Annotated in this window: 19 protein-coding genes; 10 read left to right on the forward strand and 9 right to left on the reverse strand. The window is 67.8% G+C overall.

Going from position 1 to position 17938, the window contains the following annotated elements; genetic code table 11:
- The first annotated feature begins 4 nt into the window (after nt 1–4).
- Complete coding sequence (gene can, locus ACNR9O_RS14360; RefSeq protein ID WP_473687694.1) at nt 5–673, forward strand: carbonate dehydratase; 669 nt, start codon at nt 5–7, stop codon at nt 671–673.
- Nucleotides 670–1092, forward strand: coding sequence for a RidA family protein (locus tag ACNR9O_RS14365; protein ID WP_473687692.1), 423 nt, complete (start codon nt 670–672; stop codon nt 1090–1092). The genes can and ACNR9O_RS14365 overlap by 4 nt, the downstream gene beginning before the upstream one ends.
- A 64-nt stretch (nt 1093–1156) precedes the next feature.
- On the opposite strand, the gene ACNR9O_RS14370 is transcribed toward ACNR9O_RS14365, so the two are convergent.
- The 4 genes from ACNR9O_RS14370 to ACNR9O_RS14385 form a co-directional block, all read right to left on the reverse strand.
- Nucleotides 1157–1372: a hypothetical protein gene (locus ACNR9O_RS14370; protein WP_473687690.1), complete on the reverse strand. Its 216-nt coding sequence runs from the start codon at nt 1370–1372 to the stop codon at nt 1157–1159.
- 187 nt (nt 1373–1559) lie between these two features.
- Nucleotides 1560–2339 carry an N-formylglutamate deformylase gene (gene hutG / locus ACNR9O_RS14375; RefSeq protein ID WP_473687688.1) on the reverse strand — a complete coding sequence of 260 codons (780 nt, stop codon included), beginning with the start codon at nt 2337–2339 and terminating at the stop codon, nt 1560–1562.
- Between the two features lie 108 nt (nt 2340–2447).
- A complete protein-coding gene (gene gorA, locus ACNR9O_RS14380; protein ID WP_473687686.1) occupies nt 2448–3797 on the reverse strand; it encodes a glutathione-disulfide reductase in 1350 nt (449 codons plus the stop codon).
- 73 nt (nt 3798–3870) lie between these two features.
- Nucleotides 3871–5130, reverse strand: a complete 1260-nt coding sequence (locus tag ACNR9O_RS14385; RefSeq protein ID WP_473687684.1) for an NAD(P)/FAD-dependent oxidoreductase — start codon at nt 5128–5130, stop codon at nt 3871–3873.
- 69 nt (nt 5131–5199) lie between these two features.
- On the opposite strand from ACNR9O_RS14385, the gene ACNR9O_RS14390 reads away from it, so the two are divergent.
- From ACNR9O_RS14390 to ACNR9O_RS14410, 5 genes are all read left to right on the forward strand, one after another.
- Nucleotides 5200–6486 (forward strand): hypothetical protein, encoded by a 1287-nt coding sequence (locus ACNR9O_RS14390; RefSeq protein WP_473687682.1) that lies wholly within the window; start codon nt 5200–5202, stop codon nt 6484–6486.
- A gap of 28 nt (nt 6487–6514) precedes the next feature.
- The gene (locus ACNR9O_RS14395; protein WP_473687680.1) at nt 6515–7822 is read left to right on the forward strand and encodes a hypothetical protein; all 1308 of its coding nucleotides are present in this window, start codon (nt 6515–6517) and stop codon (nt 7820–7822) included.
- 87 nt (nt 7823–7909) lie between these two features.
- Nucleotides 7910–8470: a C40 family peptidase gene (locus tag ACNR9O_RS14400; RefSeq protein ID WP_473687677.1), complete on the forward strand. Its 561-nt coding sequence runs from the start codon at nt 7910–7912 to the stop codon at nt 8468–8470.
- A gap of 122 nt (nt 8471–8592) precedes the next feature.
- Nucleotides 8593–9045, forward strand: a complete 453-nt coding sequence (locus ACNR9O_RS14405; RefSeq protein WP_473687675.1) for a MarR family winged helix-turn-helix transcriptional regulator — start codon at nt 8593–8595, stop codon at nt 9043–9045.
- 43 nt (nt 9046–9088) lie between these two features.
- Nucleotides 9089–9529, forward strand: coding sequence for an organic hydroperoxide resistance protein (locus tag ACNR9O_RS14410; protein ID WP_473687673.1), 441 nt, complete (start codon nt 9089–9091; stop codon nt 9527–9529).
- An 81-nt stretch (nt 9530–9610) separates the two neighbouring features.
- On the opposite strand, the gene ACNR9O_RS14415 is transcribed toward ACNR9O_RS14410, so the two are convergent.
- Nucleotides 9611–10096 (reverse strand): FKBP-type peptidyl-prolyl cis-trans isomerase, encoded by a 486-nt coding sequence (locus tag ACNR9O_RS14415; RefSeq protein WP_473687671.1) that lies wholly within the window; start codon nt 10094–10096, stop codon nt 9611–9613.
- A 48-nt stretch (nt 10097–10144) separates the two neighbouring features.
- Nucleotides 10145–11389, reverse strand: a complete 1245-nt coding sequence (locus ACNR9O_RS14420) for an MFS transporter (protein ID WP_473687669.1) — start codon at nt 11387–11389, stop codon at nt 10145–10147.
- A 135-nt stretch (nt 11390–11524) separates the two neighbouring features.
- On the opposite strand from ACNR9O_RS14420, the gene ACNR9O_RS14425 reads away from it, so the two are divergent.
- Together ACNR9O_RS14425 and ACNR9O_RS14430 are read left to right on the forward strand one after the other, a co-directional pair.
- On the forward strand, nt 11525–12184 hold the full coding sequence (locus tag ACNR9O_RS14425) for a class I SAM-dependent methyltransferase (protein ID WP_473687667.1): 660 nt from the start codon (nt 11525–11527) through the stop codon (nt 12182–12184).
- A gap of 118 nt (nt 12185–12302) precedes the next feature.
- Nucleotides 12303–13613 carry a DEAD/DEAH box helicase gene (locus ACNR9O_RS14430; protein WP_473687665.1) on the forward strand — a complete coding sequence of 437 codons (1311 nt, stop codon included), beginning with the start codon at nt 12303–12305 and terminating at the stop codon, nt 13611–13613.
- Nucleotides 13614–13713: 100 nt separating this feature from the next.
- Here ACNR9O_RS14430 and rimJ read toward each other — a convergent pair whose 3' ends face one another.
- Genes rimJ through ACNR9O_RS14445 form a run of 3 tightly spaced genes read right to left on the reverse strand, consistent with a single transcriptional unit; the run spans nt 13714 to nt 15907 of the window.
- Nucleotides 13714–14265, reverse strand: coding sequence for a ribosomal protein S5-alanine N-acetyltransferase (gene rimJ, locus ACNR9O_RS14435; protein ID WP_473687663.1), 552 nt, complete (start codon nt 14263–14265; stop codon nt 13714–13716).
- The gene (gene fghA / locus ACNR9O_RS14440) at nt 14262–15107 is read right to left on the reverse strand and encodes an S-formylglutathione hydrolase (protein ID WP_473687661.1); all 846 of its coding nucleotides are present in this window, start codon (nt 15105–15107) and stop codon (nt 14262–14264) included. The genes rimJ and fghA overlap by 4 nt, the downstream gene beginning before the upstream one ends.
- A 50-nt stretch (nt 15108–15157) precedes the next feature.
- On the reverse strand, nt 15158–15907 hold the full coding sequence (locus tag ACNR9O_RS14445) for an SDR family oxidoreductase (protein WP_473687659.1): 750 nt from the start codon (nt 15905–15907) through the stop codon (nt 15158–15160).
- 120 nt (nt 15908–16027) lie between these two features.
- Between ACNR9O_RS14445 and ACNR9O_RS14450 the strand changes: the two genes are divergently transcribed.
- Nucleotides 16028–17869, forward strand: a complete 1842-nt coding sequence (locus ACNR9O_RS14450; protein ID WP_473687657.1) for a DEAD/DEAH box helicase — start codon at nt 16028–16030, stop codon at nt 17867–17869.
- Nucleotides 17870–17938: the final 69 nt, after the last annotated feature.

The following is a 17938-nucleotide window of genomic DNA, read 5'->3' on the forward strand; positions in this document are numbered from 1 at the left end:
TCCCTTGAAAAGCCCACTGCAAGATCTGCTCGATAGCAACCGCCGCTGGTCGGCGGCCGTACGCGCGGAAGACCCGCGCTTTTTCGAACGCCTCGCCCAGCAGCAGGCGCCCAAGTACCTGTGGATCGGCTGCTCCGATTCGCGCGTGCCCGCCACGCAGATCGTGGACCTGCCGCCCGGCGACATCTTCGTGCAACGCAACGTCGCCAACGTGGTGTCGCACACCGATCTCAACTGTTTGAGCACCATCCAGTTCGCGGTCGACGTGCTCAAGGTGGAGCACATCCTGGTGGTGGGCCATTACGGCTGCGGCGGCGTGCAGGCGGTACTGGACGATCGTCGCCTGGGCCTGGTCGACAACTGGCTGCGCCACGTGGCCGATGTCGCACAGAAGCACAACGGCATGCTCGCCTCGCTGGATCTCATGCACCTGCGCAACACGCGCCTGTGCGAACTCAACGCCATCGAGCAGGTCGTCAACGTGTGCCACACCACGATGGTGATGGACGCATGGGAACGCGGCCAGAAGTTGTCCGTGCATGCCTGGTGCTACAGCCTGTTCGACGGTCATGTGAACGACCTGGGCATGCACATCAGCTCGCGCGATCAGCTGCGCCCCGCCTACGAGCAGGCGCTGCAGCGCCTCACCCAGGTGCAGGAGCCGTCGCGATGAACGGCGGCGTGGTGCGCACCGACACGGCGCCCGCGCCGGTGGGCGCGTATCCGCATGCGCGTCGCGTGGGCAACTTGCTGTTCCTGTCGGGCGTGGGTCCGCGCATGCCGGGGAGCAACGCCATCCCCGGCAACGTGCACGATGCCGAAGGCCGCCTGCTGAGCTACGACTTCGAGGCGCAATGCCGTCAGGTCTTCGCCAACGTGCGCGCGGTGCTGGAAGCCAGTGGTGCGCGCTGGGAAGACCTGGTCGACGTCACCGTCTACCTCACCGACATGACGCGCGATTTTCCCGCCTACAACCGTCTGTACGCCGAGCACTTCGCCGGCATCGACGCGTGCCGCACCACGCTGGGCATCACCGCCCTGCCCACGCCGATCGCGATCGAACTCAAATGCGTCGCGGCCCTGCCGGGCTGATGCGTCCATGAAAAAGCCCCGGCGCGCTGCGCGCCGGGGCTTTCGCGACGATCCGCCTTGCGGCTTACTGCGCGGTGGTGGTCGCCGGCGTGGTGTCCTTCTTGGAGCCCTTGTGCCCCTTGTGGCTCTTGTGCGAATTGCTCTTCTTGGCGTGGTGGTGCGTCGCCGACTTGGTCGTCGTCGCGGAGCCCTGCGGCGCGGCCGCGCCGTCCTGGGCAAACACCGATCCGGAAAGTGCGACACCTGCGATCAGCAGGGAAGCGATGGCCAGTTTGCGCATGGGTATAGCCTCGAACTAGTGGTGGCCGCGGACCCGGCCGGAACCCGGCGACACGGGCGGCGCGGCGTGTTCACATTGGCACGATCGACGCCGCGCGTGAACCGGAAAATCGCTGCGTGCGGCGCACGCGGAGACAGCGGCCCGCTTGACTTTCCCTCACGTCGGCACGCATCGAAAATCCTTGCGATCAGCCCAGGCAGAGCCGCAGCAGCGCGAGGATGATTTCCTGCAGGCGCGCGGCCTTTACCTCGTCGTAGGCGAAGCTGTCCTCGTCCATGTAATTGAGCTGTGCCAGCTCCAGCTGTACCGCCTGCACGCCCTGGCCGGGCTGCGCGTAGTGACGGGTGATGTAGCCACCCTTGAACCGCCCATTGATCGCGTAACTGTAGTTGGACTGCGCCTTCAGCCGCTCAGCCAGGCTCGCCTGCAAGGCCGCTCCGCAGCTGGCGCCGTCGGCCGTCCCCAGGTTCAAGTCTGGCAGGCGCCCTTCGAACAGCATGGGCACGTGGCCGCGGATCGAATGGCCTTCCCACACCACCACGCGCCCATGCGCCGCATGCAGTCTCGCAATTTCCTGCGCGAGCGCCTGGTGGTACGGCTGCCAAAAATCGTTTACCCGCTGTTGTATTTCCGCCGCGTCGGGCTCGTGTCCGTCGAGATACAGCGGCTCGCCATCGAAACCGATGGTCGAAACCAGCCCGGTCTCGCGCTGGCCCGGATAGAGCGCATGCCCGTCCGCCGGACGATTGAGGTCCACCACATAGCGCGAGGCATGCGGACGGATCACGCTCGCACCCAGCATGTCGGCCAACGATCCGTACAGACGGCTGACATGCCAGTCGGTATCGGGCGAGCGGCGCGCGTACGGATGCATGCGCGCGGCGATGTCGTCGGGAATGAAGCTGCCGTCGTGCGGCAGGCTGATCAGCAGCGGCGCGCTGCCTTGATGCAAGGTGTAGGTATCCATCCACGCAGTTTAAGGCGACGCTGATTAAATATCGCCGCCGTCACTCGCCCTGTCTGTTCGCAGGGCGCAGGACCGCCGGCGAAGACCACCTGTTAACGGCAGCGCGGATCAGGACATCAGCACCAGCTCCTCCGCCGAGCTGGGGTGAATGGCCACGGTATCGTCGAGGTCGCGCTTGCACACGCCCATCTTCACCGCCACCGCAAAGCCCTGCAGCATTTCGTCCGCGCCAGGGCCCAGCACGTGCACGCCAGCGACGCGCTCGTCCGGACCCACGCAGATCAGCTTCATCAGTGTCTGTCCGTGCAGGCCGCCAAGCGCCCATTGCATCGGCGTGAAGCGGCTACGGTAGACGCGCACCGCGGCATCGCCGAAGCGCGCGCGGGCCGCGGCCTCGGTCAGCCCCACCGCCGCCAGCGGCGGCTCGGCGAAGACCACACTGGGCACGTTCTCGTAGTCGAGGCGCGCTTCGTTCAAGCCGCCGAACCAACGATCGGCCAGCCGCCGCCCGGCCGCTACCGCCACCGGTGTCAGCGCCAGCTGTCCGGTGACGTCACCCACTGCGGCGATGCCCGGCACGTTGGTGTTCTGCCATGCATCGACGGTGACGTAACCGAGTTCGTCGCACTGCACGCCGGCGGCATCCAGGTCGAGCCGATCCGTGTTGGGCAGACGGCCCAGCGCCCACAGCACCGCATCGTACGGCCCGCATTCGCCGCAGGCGGCGTCATCCAGCACGATCGCATCGCCGTCGCGCCGCGCGCCGCCGATACGCGCCCCGGTGGCGAGCATGATGCCTTGCATGCGCATGTGCTGCTCCAGCGCCTCGACGACTTCGATGTCGAAACCGCGCAGCAGGCGCTCGCGCACGTGCAGCGTCACTTCCGCGCCGAGCGCGCGCAGCAGGCCGGCGAATTCCACCGCGATATAGCCGCCGCCCACCACCGCCATGCGCCGCGGCAGCTCGCGCAACGCGAACATGTCATCGGAAACCAGACCCAGCTCGAAGCCCGGCAACGGCGGACGCTGCGGCCTTCCGCCAGTCGCGATCACAATCTGCGGCGCGCGCAGCTCTGCACCGCTGGCGGTGGCGATGGCATCGGGACCCACGAAACGGCCTTCCTCTCGCAGCCATTGCACGCCGGCATGTTCGAGGCGCTCTTCGTAGCGCTGCTTGATGCCGTCGATGTAAGCCAGACGACGCTGACGGAAGCGCTCCCAATCCAGCGTCCCCGCTCCGCCGCTGAAGCCATAGGGCTCCGCCAGCTGCTGCATGTGCGCGATCTGCGCGGCGAACCACAGCGACTTCTTCGGTACGCAACCGACGTTGACGCAGGTGCCGCCGAGCGCGCCAGGATCCAGCAGCGCGACACGCGCGCCGTGGCGCGCGGCGCGGAACGCCGTGGCGAGGCCGCCGGACCCCGCTCCCAGCACGATCAGGTCATAAGTGTCGGCCATGCGGCGGTGCCCTTCGCGATAAAGCGCCAAGCTAACGGCGCCGGCTTTAAGTGAATGTCAACGACGCGGCCGATCACAGGCCGAAACGCGCTGGCGCATAAGGCGTCGGATCGATCGCCGGCGTACCGCGCCCGGCCAGCGCGGCGATCAGTTCGCCGGTGGCGGCGGACATGCTCACGCCAAGCATGCCGTGCGCGGTGGCCAGCAGCAGATTGGACCAGCGCGTGCTCGGGCCGATGATCGGGATCTCGTCCATGCTCATCGGTCGCCAGCCCCACCACTCCTCCACCACTTCGGGGCCCTCCGGTTCATGCAGCGCCGCTGCCGCGCCGCGGCGCAGCGCGTCGAGGCGTGTGCGATTGAGGCCTTCCTCGTAGCCGGAGAACTCCATCGTGCTGCCCAGGCGGTAGCCGCTGCCCCAGGTGGTGACGCATACCGCCGCCTCGCGCAGCACCAGCGCGTGCCGCGGCATGCGCCGCGGCCGCGTGTAGGTGATCGAATACCCTTTGCCAGGCTGCATGGGCAAGCGCAGGTCCAGCAGGCGGCCCAGCAGCGGCGACCACGCGCCCAACGCCATCACCACGCGTTCGCCGTGGAAAACGCCGCGCGTGGTGCGCACGTGCGAAATGCGACCGTCCTGCGTGCCGAACTGGTCGATGCGCGCACCCGATTCGATGGTGCCGCCCAGCTCCCGCACGCGGCGCGCGAGTTCGGCGACATAGCGATTGGGCCGCAGCTGCGCATCGCCCGGATGAAACAAACCGCCGGCCACGCCGGGCAGCAGCGCCGGTTCCGCGGCCTCCACCTCGTCGCCGCGCATGCGGCGCACCTCGATGCCGAGACGATCCAGGACCTGGGCGTGATGCCGTTCGTCCGCTTCCATCTGCGCCCGGCTGCGGTAGACGTACAGCTCGCCACCGGGAACGAACTCGCAGTCGAGAGCTTCGTCGCGCACCAGTGCTTCGAGCCGGTCGCGCGAACGCTGCAGGATTGCCGACCGGGCACGCGCCGCATGCTCGAAGTCGCGCCAGTTGCAGCGCCGCGCGAAACCCAGCAGCCAGCGCAGGCGCTCCAGGTCGGGACGCGGATTGAGATAGAGCGGAGCGTCGGCGCGGAACATCGAACGCAACGCCACGCCCACCATGCCGGGCATAGCCAGCGGCGCGGCGTGGCTCGGGGTGATGGTGCCGCAGTTGCCGTGCGAACTCCCGCTGCCCGGCGTGCCCTGCTCCAGCACCCGCACCGTGGCGCCGGCCTTCAACAAGTAATAGGCGCTGGCGAGGCCGATCACGCCGCCGCCGAGAATCAGTACATCGCTGCGGGAAGCATCCATGCCGGCTATTGTAGCGGCGCCAGAGGCCGTTCCCCCCAACCGTGCCGCAGCGCGAACGAGAGCCCAATCATGGATATCGCCCGACGCCGGATGCATCGACGCCTTACCTGTGGCCTGGCTGCCCTCATGCTCGCGCTGTCCGTCCATGCCGCCGATACGCCGGCGCATCCCTCGACCGCGACAACGCCGCCCCGCGATCTCTATGCGGAACTGCAACCACTAAAGAACGACCTGCAGCGCTACGAGCATCTGATCGATGCCATGCCTCGGCTGGGAAAAGATCAGCGCATCGTTCCGCTGCAACTGCTGGCGGCGGTGGAGGACGAGCTTGGCCTGTATCCGGAAGCGATCCGCGATTTCCCGTTCGACAATCGCGTGGGCTTTGATGGCGAGTTGCCGCAGCCCGACCAATGGCAGGCGAGCGACGCGGCCGACACCATCGTCAGGCTCGCCGCCGGCCGCCGCATCGTGATGATCAACGAAGCCCACCACGACGGGCACACCCGCGCGCTGACGCTGGCCCTGCTGCCGCGGCTGAAGGCCGCGGGTTTCACGCATTTCGCGGCCGAGGCCTTGCATGACGCCGATCCGGATCTGGCCCGGCGCGGCTATCCCACGCCGGCCAGCGGCAGCCAATACCTGCACGACCCGCTGTATGGCGAGATCGTTCGCCAGGCGCTCAAGCTCGGCTTCATCGTGGTGCCCTACGAATCCGAAGCCGCCACGATGGCCGAGCGCGAGGCCGGCCAGGCGCACCTGCTGTACCGCAAGGTGTTCCAGGCGGATCCGAAGGCGCGGCTGTTCATCCACGCAGGCTATGCGCATATCGACAAGGCACCGGGAAACCTTGGCGCCGGCGTGCAGCCGATGGCGATGCAATTGCGCGCGCTCACCGGCATCGATCCGCTGTCCATCGACCAGACACGCTGGCGCGACATCGGCTTCAGCGCCGGCAAGAAGGATCCGTACCGCCAGCTCATCGCCTTGTACCGGCCGCGACAAGCCGTCGTGCTGACCCGCCGCAATGACGGCAGCGCCTGGACCGCCGATCCTTCCCGCCACGACGTGGACGTGCTGCTGCCCGGCCCGGGCCACCAGCGCCGTCCGCGCTGGCTGGATCTGGATGGCCAGCGCACGCCGCACCTGATCACGACCGATATGTGCGGCAGCCATCTTCCATGCGTGGTCGAGGCGCGCCATGCCGATGAAACCGACGATGCGATTCCCGCCGACCGCTTTACGTTTCTCACGCCCGACAGCATGAGCTCGCTCTATCTCTACCCTGGCCCATACCGCCTGCGCGCGTGGGATAGCGAAGGACACACGCTGACCGAGCGGACCATCGACATCCATTGACCCCATGCCGCTTCAAGGAAGACCGCCCATGACTGCCGCACGCCACGTTGTCGCGTTCGCCGCCGGCCTGCTGCTCGCCCAGGCCGGCGCCCTCCAGGCCGATACGCTCGCGCCTTCCACCCTGGCCCTGCTGCGCGAGCTCAAACCCCTGACGGACGACGTCGCCCGCTATCGCCATCTCGGCGACGCGCTGCCGACCTTGCCGGAAGACCAGCGCTCCGTGGCGCGGCAGATGCTGGCCAGCGTGGAAAGCGACCTGGGCCTGTACGCCGAGGCTCTTGCCGATTTTCCGTTCGGCCCACGCGCCCCGCGGGATAAGCTGCTCTCGCCCGCGGACTGGCGAACGCTCGACGCCGCCGACGCCATCACCGGGCTCGCGCATGGTCGCCGCCTGGTGATGATCAACGAAGCACATCACGACCCGCGCACCCGCCTGCTTACCCTCGCCCTGCTGCCGCGCCTGAAAGACCAGGGCTTCACCCATCTGGCCCTCGAAGCCCTGGGCGACCAGGATGCGACGCTGGCGACCCGTGGCTATCCGCTGCGCGACAGCGGCAGCGAATATCTGCGCGAGCCGCTCTACGGCGAAATCGTGCGCGAGGCGCTGCGCCTGGGCTTCATCCTGGTGCCGTACGAAGTTGACACCGGCACGTTCGAAGAGCGCGAAGCGGGCCAGGCACGAAACCTTTACCGCAAAGTGTTCCAGGGGCATCCGGAAGCTCGACTGTTCGTCCATGCCGGACCGGCGCATATCGACAAGGCCAAGGGCCGCCTCGGCAACGCCGTACCGATGGCTGCGCAGCTGGCCCGGCTCAGCGGCATCGAACCACTGTCGATCGATCAGAGCCTGTTCCGGGAAAGCACGCCTTTCGCGACGACCGACGGTGCGGCGGCGACGCCCGCGATGTCACGCGCCTTCGTGCTGATGAAACGCCATGCGTCCGGCGGTGCGCCAGTATTCTGGAGCGATCGCCCCGAACTGCACGACGTTTCAGTGATCCTGCCGCCACTGGCGAAAGGCGATAAACGCGATCAAAGCAGCAGCGCACCGGACGGGCATCGCCCCAGCTGGCTCGATCTCGACGGCAGACGCGCACCGCTGCCGATCGATACCTCGCTGTGCGCCGGCACACTGCCCTGCCTGATGGAAGCCTTCCATGCCGACGAACCCGACGAAGCGACGGCAGCCGACCGCTATCTGCTCACCGCCAGCGGCACCCGCAGCGCGCTTCATCTCTTTCCGGGACGCTACCGCCTGCGAGCCAGGGACACCGACGGCAAGGCACTGGGAGAGCGATCCATCGAGATAGCAGCCGAGACCACGTCGTCTCAGTAACCCCAGAGCCTCAATCAAGACCTGAGGACTTCATCCCAACTCCTTGATTTGATAACCTCGCGCCGTCCTTCCGCCCAGGGGATCATCATGCGCCAGGCTCTCACTCTTCCGCTTGCCGTCCGGCCGGCCATGCGGCATGTGCTGCTGGCCGTGACATTGCTGGCCCTGGCAGCCTGTTCCAGCGCCCCCCGGCGGCCGCAGCCCACCTACAAGGAATCCCGCTCGTCCCTGGCCAACCTGCCGGCACGCGCACCGGCGGGCGCCGCAGGCACCGCCAATGACGTGCTGTTCCGCGCCATTGCCCTGGTCGGCACGCCCTACCGCTGGGGCGGCAATACGCCGGACGGCGGCTTCGATTGCAGCGGGCTGGTCGACTACATCTACCGCCAGGCGGCGGGCCTGCAGCTGCCGCGCACCTCGCGCGAGATGTCCGCGATGGACGCGCGCAAAGTCGGCGCGATGGACGATCTGATGAGCGGCGACCTGGTGTTCTTCGGCAGCCGCGGCGGCATCAGCCACGTGGGTGTGTATGTGGGCAAGGGACGCTTCGTGCATGCGCCCAACAGCGGCGGCACGGTGCGCCTGGACGATATCGACGGTCCTTACTGGAAGGACCACTTCGCATTCGGCAAACGGCTGCTCGACTAGCCTTCCCGCCCTCGCCGTTCTTCCTGTCCAAGATTCGCAAGCCGCGTCGTTAGGCACGGGCTATGGTGTCGATTGAAAAATTGAATTGTACACAATTTAATTTCGCGCTTAAGGTACGCCCCATGAAGACCACCACCCCACCCTCGCTGCTGCTGGACCAACAGCTCTGCTTCGCGCTGTACGCCGCCTCGCGCGCCGTGACCGCCACGTACCGGCCGCTGCTGGAAGCGCTCGACCTGACCTATCCGCAGTACCTGACCATGCTGGTGCTGTGGGAACAGGACGGATTGACCGTACGCGAGCTGGGCGGCCGTCTGCAGCTGGACTCCGGCACGCTGACCCCGCTGCTCAAGCGCCTGCAGCAGGCCGGACTGGTCTCGCGCGAACGCCGCCGCAGCGACGAGCGCGAAGTGGAAATCCGCCTCACCCCGCAAGGCCGTGCGCTGCGCGCGTCGGCCGAATCCATCCCCGAATGCCTGGCCGCGCGGTTATGCCTCGCCCCCGACGACATGCGGCGCCTGCGCGATGAATTGAAACAGCTCGCCGCCAAGGTCAACCGCTCCACCGAAACCTGATCCATCCCGATCCATCACGCCCCACCCACCCGAGGAAATCACCATGAGCAACGGCACTGTCAGCAAGATTCTCTACACCGCCACCGCCACCGCGAAGGGCGGCCGCGAAGGCCACATCCATAGCAGCGATGGCGTGCTCGACTTCGACCTGAAGGTACCCAAGGAGCTCGGCGGCCCCGGCGGCCACGGCAGCAATCCGGAGCAGTTGTTCGCCGCCGGCTATGCGGCCTGCTTCGAAGGCGCGGTGCGCTACGTGGCACGCGAGCAGAAGGTGGCGCTGAAGGACGCTTCCGTCACCGCGCAGGTCGGCATCGGTCCGCGCGAACCGACCGGCTTCGGCATCGCCGTGAAGCTGGAAGTGAGCCTGCCGGGCATCGACCGCGACGTCGCGCAGAAGCTGATCGACACCGCGCATAGCGATATCTGCCCCTACTCGCACGCCACGCGCGGCAATGTGGACGTGCAGATCACGCTCGCCCCGTAATCGGCGTAATCGGACCGCGAAGCAAAAAAAGAACGGCGCCCGATGGGCGCCGTTCTCGCATGCATCGTCAGCGAAAACTGCTCAGTGCGCTTCAGCGCCCGGCGGATGCGCGTGGCCGTGCTGGATTTCTTCCTCGGTACCATCGCGCACTTCGTTGATGGCCACCTCGAAGTTCAGCGTCTTGCCAGCCATCGGGTGATTGAGGTCCACGTCGACGGTGGTCATGCCGACCTTCTGCACCACCACCACGCGATGGCCGCCTTCCTTCAGCGCCAGCACCGTGGTCATGCCCGGCTTGAGCTTGGCCGCCTGCTGGAAGTACTTCTTCGGCACGCGCTGGGTCATGCCTTCGTTGCGCGCGCCGTAGCCTTCCTCCGCGGTCACTTCCACCTGCAGGGTCTCGCCGGCTCCGTGGCCGTCCAGCGCCTTTTCCAGACCGGGGATCAGCTGGCCATGGCCCAGCAGCACCCACAGCGGCTCGTTGCGATCGTGCGAGCTCTCTACTTTCTCGCCGTCCACCGTCAGGGTGTAGTGGAGCGAGATGACCTTGTCCTTGCCAGCCTTCATTGCCTGTCTCGTGATGTGCGAAAGACGGGCATTCTAGCAGCCCGCCGGCTAGCCGGCCTGCCCAGGCGGGCGGGCTCCGAAGCCCACGCCCTGCTTCTCCGGGCCTAGCCACACCAGCAAAGCAAGCACCAGGGCGATGCCGGCGATCCACACGCTCATGGCGAAAGCGAGGTCACCGCCGCGCCAGTCCGCAATCAGGTTCTGCGCGTTGGCCGTATAGGCTGCCAGCAGGTTGCCCAGCTGATAGGCCACGCCCGGCAAGGTGCCGCGCACTGCATCGGGCGACAACTCGTTCAGATGGGTGGGCACCACGCCCCAGGCGCCTTGCACCATCACCTGGATCAGGAAGGCACCCAGCGCCAGCCACAGTATCGAGCCGCCGTACATCCACAAGGGGATCACCGGGATCGCCAGCAGCGCCGCGGTGATCATGGCCCGGCGTCGCCCGATCCGCTCGGACATCGCGCCGAAGCCCAGCCCGCCCACCATCGCACCGAGATTGAGCATCGCCACCAGCAGGAAGGCCGTGCCGGACCCGGTGGGCAGGTGCAGGGTCTCTTCTTCGAAGGTGTGATAAAGGTCCTGCGAGCCGTGGCTGAACATGTTGAACGCCGCCATCAGCAAGGTCAGATACAAGGCCAGCTTCCAGTGCCCGCGCATCTGCGCGAACAAGCCCAGCCTGGCCCGATCGCTGCGGCCGGCCTCCCATACCGGCGATTCGGGCACGCTCGAACGGATGTACAACACCAGCAGGGCCGGCAGCGCGCCCACCACGAACAGGCCTCGCCAGCCGATGTGGTCCACCAGCAGCCAGTTCACCAGCGCGCCGAGGAAGAAACCGCACGGATAGCCGCTCTGCAGCAGGCCGGAGACCAGGCCGCGCGCGCGCGCAGGGATCGACTCCATCGCCAGCGAGGCACCCAGGCCCCACTCGCCCCCCATCGCCACGCCGAACAGAAAGCGCAGCACGAGAAAGATGGTCAGCGAGGGCGCGAACGCGGTAGCGAATTCGAACAGACAGAACAGCAGCACGTCGATCATCAGGATCGGCCGGCGCCCGTAGCGATCCGCCAGCCGCCCGAACAGAAACGCGCCCAGCGGACGTGCGGCGAGCGTGAGGAACAGGCCGTACAGCACCTCGGCCTTGCTCGCATGGAAATCGTGCGCCACCGCGACGATCACGAACGTCAACAGAAAGTAGTCGAATGCATCCAGCGTCCAGCCCAGGAAACTCGCCATCACGGTGTGGCGCTGGGTAGCGTTCAATTCACGCAATGGCTCGAGCAGCCGCATGGAAGCTCCGGGGGTGGCGACCTGGGGCGCCCACGAGACACCAACGCGCGCGTTCGCGCAAGGCCGCGGCCGCTCGCGCGGGTAGCGCCGCGCAGACATGAACGCTAGGCTGCGGGCATTGCCACAAGCCACGAGATGATGGATCGACTCTCGCGCCAACGCATCGCCGATTACTACGACGGCAGCTTCCAGCGCGGCTACGTACGCGGCAAGCTCGCCTCCGACCCGGTCTACGCGGCCGCCGCCGAAGCCATCGACGGCAGCGCGCTGCCGCTCATCGACATCGGCTGCGGCATCGGCTTGCTCGGTCTGTATCTGCATGCGCACGGCACGCTGCCGCGCTATGTCGGACTCGACCACGACGAGCGGAAGATCCGCGCCGGCCAGGCCGCGGCCCGGCGGGCAGGGCTGGAGCAGGCGATGCAACTGCTGATTGCCGACGCTTCCGCGCTGCCCGAGCTGCGTGGCCATGTCGCCCTGCTGGACATGCTGCATTACCTGCCGAAGGACGCGCAGAGCGCATTGCTGGATGCCTGCCTGCAGCGCGTCGCTCCCGGCGGCGCGCTGGTGATCCGCAGCGTGCTGCGTGACGACAGCTGGCGCTTCCAGGCCACCCGGGCCGAGGAGGTCTGGTTGCGCGTGAGCGGGCGCATCCGCGGTGGCGCCAAGCACTACCCCAGGGCGGAAGAACTGCTCGCGCCGCTGGAGGCCGCCGGCCTCGCGGTGACCCTGGCTCCCCTGTTCGGACGCACCCCGTTCAACAGCTATCTGCTGGTGGCGCGCCGCCCGCCGTGACCCGATCGGGCGGAGCGGCGCGGTTTCGGCTATACTTCGAAAACGGCATTCCGCCGCCCTCCCCCACGAACTACTGCAACGCGGTCCGCCAGACGCTCCGGGTTGCTCTGGAGCATCCATGTCTTTCGAATCGCTGGGCCTTGCGCCCACGTTGCTGCGTGCGCTCGCCGAACAAGGCTACGCCAACCCCACCCCGATCCAGGCCGGCGCCATCCCGCTGGCACTGGAAGGCCACGATCTGCTCGCCGCCGCGCAGACCGGTACCGGCAAGACCGCCGCGTTCGCGCTGCCGTTGCTGCAGAAGCTTTCCACCGGCCGCGAAACCCAGACGCGCCGTCCGCGCGCGCTGGTGCTCACCCCGACGCGCGAGCTGGCTGCCCAGGTCAATGACAACTTGCGCGACTACGGCAAGCACCTGCGCGTCAGCAGCACCACCATCTTCGGCGGCGTGAGCATGGGCCCGCAGATGCAGGCGCTGCGCCGCGGCGTGGACATTGTCATCGCCACCCCGGGCCGTCTCATCGACCACATGCAGCAGCGATCGGTGGATCTCTCCGGCGTGGAAGTGCTGGTGCTGGATGAAGCCGACCGCATGCTGGACATGGGCTTCCTGCCCGCGCTCAAGCGCATCCTCGGCGCGCTGCCCAAGCAGCGCCAGACGCTGCTGTTCTCCGCCACCTTCGCGCCGCCGATCAAGGCGCTGGCGCTGCAGTTCATGCACGAGCCGCGCGAAGTGTCGGTGACCCCGCCCAATACCGTGGCGACCACGGTCAGCCACCACGTGCATCCGGTGGATGCCGCGCGCAAGCGCGACCTGCTGCTGCACGTGCTGGCCCAGGACAGCCGCCGCCAGACACTGGTGTTCAGCCGCACCAAGCACGGCGCCGACAAACTGGTGCGCTACCTGGAAGCCGCCGGCCTGCGCGCCGCCGCGATCCATGGCAACAAGAGCCAGAACGCGCGCACCCGCGCACTGAGCGACTTCAAGAGCGGCCGCATCACCGTGCTGGTGGCCACCGATATCGCCGCGCGCGGCATCGACATCGACCAGTTGCCGATCGTGATCAACTTCGACCTGCCGATGGTGGCCGAGGACTACGTGCATCGCATCGGCCGCACCGGCCGAGCCGGCGCCGACGGCCTGGCCGTGTCGCTGGTGAGCCATGACGAATCCGGCCTGCTGCGCGATATCCGCCGCCTGCTCAAGCAGGAGATCGCGATCACCGACGTTGCCGGTTTCGAGCCCTCGCAGCCGCTGCGCCTGGATGCCGGCGCGCCGCGCCCGGTCCAGGGTCAGCGCCAGCCTCGCGCGTCGCGTCCGACGCCGTCGCACCGCCCGCACGGCCATGCCCAGCAGGGCAACGCCGAGCGCGCCAGCGAAGGCAACCGCACGCGCCGCCGTCGGCGCCGCCCGGCCGCCAAGGCCTGATCCGACGGCATAGATCGGGGTTGAGCCAAAGGCTCACCCCGATCACCGCGCCGGCGCATAACGTGGCGAACGCCGAGGTTTGCCTTCGGCTCGTCCCGACCTATCCCTTCGGATGAATGCGCGCCGTAAGTACGTGGTCCTCCCACGCGCCGGCAATGCATAGATACCGCTTCGCATAGCCCTCGCGCTCGAACCCGAGCCGCTCCAGCAGCCGCCCGCTGCGCTCGTTGCGCGGCATGTAGTTGGCCATCACGCGGTGCAGCCCGAGCGGACCGAAGGCCCAATCCAGGCCGCTTTCCAGCGCCTCGTGCATCAGCCCCCGCCCCTGCCACCGCTGCGCGATCGCGTAGCCGAGATGGCAGGCCTGGAACACGCCGCGCACGATGTTGGCGAAATTGAACGTGGCGATGATCTCGCCCTCTTCCGGGTCGAGCACGAGGAACGGATAGCCGCGATCCAGCCGGATCGACTCTGCCCAGTCGGCGATCGTCTGCGCGGTGTGCCCTACCGAGTAGTAATGCTCTTCGCGCAGCGGCTCCCACGGCGCGAGGTGCTCGCGGTTCTCCGTCCGATACCGCCATAGCGCCGGCGCGTCCGCCGCCGTCGCATGGCGGATCACGGTGCGCGCGGTGGCGATGCGCAGCGCGCTCATGCCTCCAGAGCCTGCGCGTGATGGCGCAGGTGATCCTCGATGAAGCTGGCGATGAAGTAATAGCTGTGGTCGTAGCCGGCATGGCGCCGCAGACGCAGGGCCTGGCCGGATTCCGCGCAGGCCTGGTCGAACAGCTCCGGCCGCAGTTGCTCGGCGAGGAATTTGTCCGCTTCGCCCTGGTCGATCAGGATCTCGCCGGCAAAGCCGTGCTCGCGCACCAGTTCGCAGGCGTCGTAGGCGGCCCACGCCGCGGGATCGGCGCCCAGATAGCGCGGCAGGGCCTTGCGGCCCCACGGCACCTGGGTAGGCGCGACGATCGGCGCGAACGCGGAGACCGAGCGATAGCGCTGCGGATGCTTCAACGCAATGGTCAGCGCGCCGTGCCCGCCCATCGAGTGGCCGAGGATGCCACTGCGCGCGACGTCCACCGGAAAATGCGTCGCCAGCAGCGCGGGCAGTTCGTCCACCACATAGCTGTGCATGCGGAAACGGGTCGACCATGGCGCCGCGGTGGCATCGACGTAGAAACCTGCGCCCTCGCCGAACTCCCAGTCGCCGGTGGCGCCTTCGATGCCGGTATCGCGCGGACTGGTGTCCGGCATCACCAGCACCAGGCCCAGTTCGGCCGCCACGCGCTGTGCGCCGGCCTTGATCGTGGCCGTCTCTTCCGTGCAGGTCAGGCCGGCCAGGAAATACACCACCGGGCAGGCGCGCGAAGCGGCCTGCGGCGGCTGGTACACGGCAAAGCGCATGGGCCCGCCGCACGCGGCCGAGGCATGGCGATAGAAGCCTTGCACGCCATCGTGGCAGCGCTGCTCGGACAGGGTTTCGATCTGCGACATGCGTTCCTCTCCATAGAACCGGGCCGGCATGATAGCGGCCCGGCCTGCGCTCAGCGTTCCTGGTCGGTGGGACGCATCAGCACTTCGTTGACGTTGACGTGCGCCGGCCGGGTCACGCAGAACACGATCGCTTCCGCCACGTCTTCCGGTTGCAGCTGACGCATGCTCTCGGCCCACGCGCTGACGGCCTGGCGCGCCGCGGCGTGACCGACATGGTCGCGCAGTTCCGTTTCCACCACGCCCGGTTCGATCACGCTGACGCGGATGTTGTGCTGGCAGACCTCCCGGCGCAGCGCCTCGGAGAACGCGCCGACGCCGAACTTGGTAGCCGAATAGGCCGCCGCATTGGGGTTGGCCACGCGCCCCGCGGTGGAGGAGATGTTCACCACATGGCCATCCCGGCGCGCCTGCATGCCCGGCAGTGCAGCCTGGCTGGCGGCGATCAGGCTCATCAGGTTGAGCTGCAGCATGCGCTCCCAGCGGCCCAGATCGGCCTCGGCGACCGGTTCCAGATACATCACGCCGGCGTTGTTCACCAGGATGTCCAGGCGGCCGTAATGGGCTTCGGTTTCCCGCACGATGCGCTGGGCCTCGGCGGTCGATTGCAGGTCCGCCTGCAACACCAGCGGCTCGGCGCCCAGGCCAGCCAGGCGCGTGGCCAGGGCATCCAGCCGTTCGCGCCGCCGCGCGGCGACCGCCACCTTGGCGCCGGCCTCGGCCAAGGCCATCGCGGTGGCCTCGCCGATGCCCGAAGATGCTCCGGTCACCAAGGCTACCCGCCCCTGCAAGCGCTGTTGCATACGAATTCCTCATGGGAAATGGGGATTTCGACCATACATCGCGCGGCCTGGGCCAGCCAGGCTGCTACAATGGCGCCCTTCTCACGCATGCGCGCCGCGCCTGCCCTGTCGAGGTTCCCCATGTCCTCCCCGTCCTCCGAATCCCAGCCGGCGGCCGCCGGCTTCGCTGCGCTTGCGCTCAAGCCGGAAGTGCTCAAGGCACTGACCGACGTCGGCTACGAGTCGCCGTCGCCGATCCAGGCCGCCACCATCCCGCCGCTGCTGGAAGGCCGCGACGTGCTGGGCCAGGCGCAGACCGGCACCGGCAAGACCGCCGCGTTCGCGCTGCCGATCCTGTCGCGCCTCGAATTGAAACCTGGCAAGCCGCAGGCGCTGGTGCTGGCGCCTACGCGCGAGCTGGCCATCCAGGTGGCCGAAGCGTTCCAGCGCTACGCCGCGCACATGCCCGGCCTGCAGGTGCTGCCGATCTACGGCGGCCAGAGCTATGGCCCGCAGCTGCATGCGCTCAAGCGCGGCGTGCAGGTGGTGGTGGGCACGCCCGGCCGCGTAATCGATCACCTGGAGCGCGGCACGCTGGATCTCTCCGAGCTGGCCTACCTCGTGCTCGACGAGGCGGACGAGATGCTGCGCATGGGCTTCATCGACGACGTGGAGAAAGTGCTGGAAGCCACGCCGCCGCAGCGCCAGGTGGCGCTGTTCTCCGCCACCATGCCGCCGCCGATCCGCAAGATCGCGCAGCAGCATCTGAAGGATCCGGTAGAGGTCACCATCAAGGCGGCCACCACCACCAATACCAATATTCGCCAGCGCTACTGGTTCGTCAGCGGCCTGCATAAGCTCGATGCGATGACGCGCATTCTCGAGGCCGAGCCGTTCGACGCGATGATCATCTTCGCGCGCACCAAGCAGGCGACCGAGGAACTGGCCGAGAAGCTGCAGGCGCGCGGCTTCGCCGCCGCCGCGATCAACGGCGACATCGCGCAGGCGCAGCGCGAGCGCGTGATCCAGCAGCTGAAGGACGGCAAGCTCGACGTGCTGGTCGCCACCGACGTGGCCGCGCGCGGCCTGGACGTGGAACGCATCAGCCATGTACTGAACTACGACATCCCGTACGACACCGAAAGCTATGTGCATCGCATCGGCCGCACCGGCCGCGCGGGCCGCAGCGGCGAGGCGATCCTGTTCGTCACGCCGCGCGAGAAGGGCATGCTGCGCGCGATCGAGCGCGCCACGCGCCAGCCGATCGAAGAGATGCGGCTGCCCACCGTCGAAGCGGTCAACGACGTGCGCATCGCCAAATTCAAGCAGCGCATCACCGACACGCTCGCGGTCGGCGAGCTGGAGCTGTTCCAGCAGTTGATCGAGCAGTACGAGCAGGAACACAACATCCCTGCGGTCGAGATCGCCGCGGCGCTGGCGCGCATTTCCCAGGGCGATCAGCCGCTGCTGCTGACGCCGCCGCCGAAGCGTGAGCCGGCACCGCGGGAATTCGCGCCGCGCGAGCGTGACGAGCGCGGCGGTGACCGCGATCGCTCGCCCCGCCAGCAGCGCGACCGCGACAGCGCGCCACGCGAATTCGGCACGCGCCCGGTGCGTGCGCACCAGACCGAACAGGGCAAGCGCACCTACCGCATCGAAGTCGGCCACGAGCACGGCGTGAAGCCCGGCAACATCATCGGCGCCATCGCCAACGAGGCGGGGCTGGAGAGCCAGCACATCGGCCGCCTCAGCATCCGCGGCGATTACAGCCTGATCGACCTGCCCGACGGCATGCCCAAGGAAGTGTTCGAGCACCTGAAGAAGGTATGGGTAGCCCAGCAGCAGCTGCGCATCCGCGAATGGGACGGCGACGACAGCGGTGCCGGCGACACTCCGCCGCGCCGCGCCGGCGGTTATCGCCCGGGTGGCTTCAAGGGTCACGGCAAGCGTCCGGGCGGCGGCAAGCCCTTCAAGAAGCGCTGATCCGCGCGTCGCCCATGCCACGGCATGGGCGACGACGATCGTTTCGCGTGCGCAACGCTTAGTCCGATC

This window comes from Dyella sp. CR10 (assembly GCF_055814425.1).

Coding starts and splice junctions, on each gene's coding strand:
- ACNR9O_RS14390 (WP_473687682.1), top strand. CDS start 5,200: ATGGATATCGCCCGACGCCGGATGCATCGACGCCTTACCTGTGGCCTG.
- ACNR9O_RS14420 (WP_473687669.1), bottom strand. CDS start 11,389: ATGCGGCTGCTCGAGCCATTGCGTGAATTGAACGCTACCCAGCGCCAC.
- ACNR9O_RS14415 (WP_473687671.1), bottom strand. CDS start 10,096: ATGAAGGCTGGCAAGGACAAGGTCATCTCGCTCCACTACACCCTGACG.
- ACNR9O_RS14365 (WP_473687692.1), top strand. CDS start 670: ATGAACGGCGGCGTGGTGCGCACCGACACGGCGCCCGCGCCGGTGGGC.
- ACNR9O_RS14445 (WP_473687659.1), bottom strand. CDS start 15,907: ATGCAACAGCGCTTGCAGGGGCGGGTAGCCTTGGTGACCGGAGCATCT.
- ACNR9O_RS14410 (WP_473687673.1), top strand. CDS start 9,089: ATGAGCAACGGCACTGTCAGCAAGATTCTCTACACCGCCACCGCCACC.
- ACNR9O_RS14425 (WP_473687667.1), top strand. CDS start 11,525: ATGATGGATCGACTCTCGCGCCAACGCATCGCCGATTACTACGACGGC.
- rimJ (WP_473687663.1), bottom strand. CDS start 14,265: ATGAGCGCGCTGCGCATCGCCACCGCGCGCACCGTGATCCGCCATGCG.
- ACNR9O_RS14430 (WP_473687665.1), top strand. CDS start 12,303: ATGTCTTTCGAATCGCTGGGCCTTGCGCCCACGTTGCTGCGTGCGCTC.
- hutG (WP_473687688.1), bottom strand. CDS start 2,339: ATGGATACCTACACCTTGCATCAAGGCAGCGCGCCGCTGCTGATCAGC.
- gorA (WP_473687686.1), bottom strand. CDS start 3,797: ATGGCCGACACTTATGACCTGATCGTGCTGGGAGCGGGGTCCGGCGGC.
- ACNR9O_RS14395 (WP_473687680.1), top strand. CDS start 6,515: ATGACTGCCGCACGCCACGTTGTCGCGTTCGCCGCCGGCCTGCTGCTC.
- fghA (WP_473687661.1), bottom strand. CDS start 15,107: ATGTCGCAGATCGAAACCCTGTCCGAGCAGCGCTGCCACGATGGCGTG.
- ACNR9O_RS14450 (WP_473687657.1), top strand. CDS start 16,028: ATGTCCTCCCCGTCCTCCGAATCCCAGCCGGCGGCCGCCGGCTTCGCT.
- ACNR9O_RS14405 (WP_473687675.1), top strand. CDS start 8,593: ATGAAGACCACCACCCCACCCTCGCTGCTGCTGGACCAACAGCTCTGC.
- ACNR9O_RS14385 (WP_473687684.1), bottom strand. CDS start 5,130: ATGGATGCTTCCCGCAGCGATGTACTGATTCTCGGCGGCGGCGTGATC.
- ACNR9O_RS14370 (WP_473687690.1), bottom strand. CDS start 1,372: ATGCGCAAACTGGCCATCGCTTCCCTGCTGATCGCAGGTGTCGCACTT.
- ACNR9O_RS14400 (WP_473687677.1), top strand. CDS start 7,910: ATGCGCCAGGCTCTCACTCTTCCGCTTGCCGTCCGGCCGGCCATGCGG.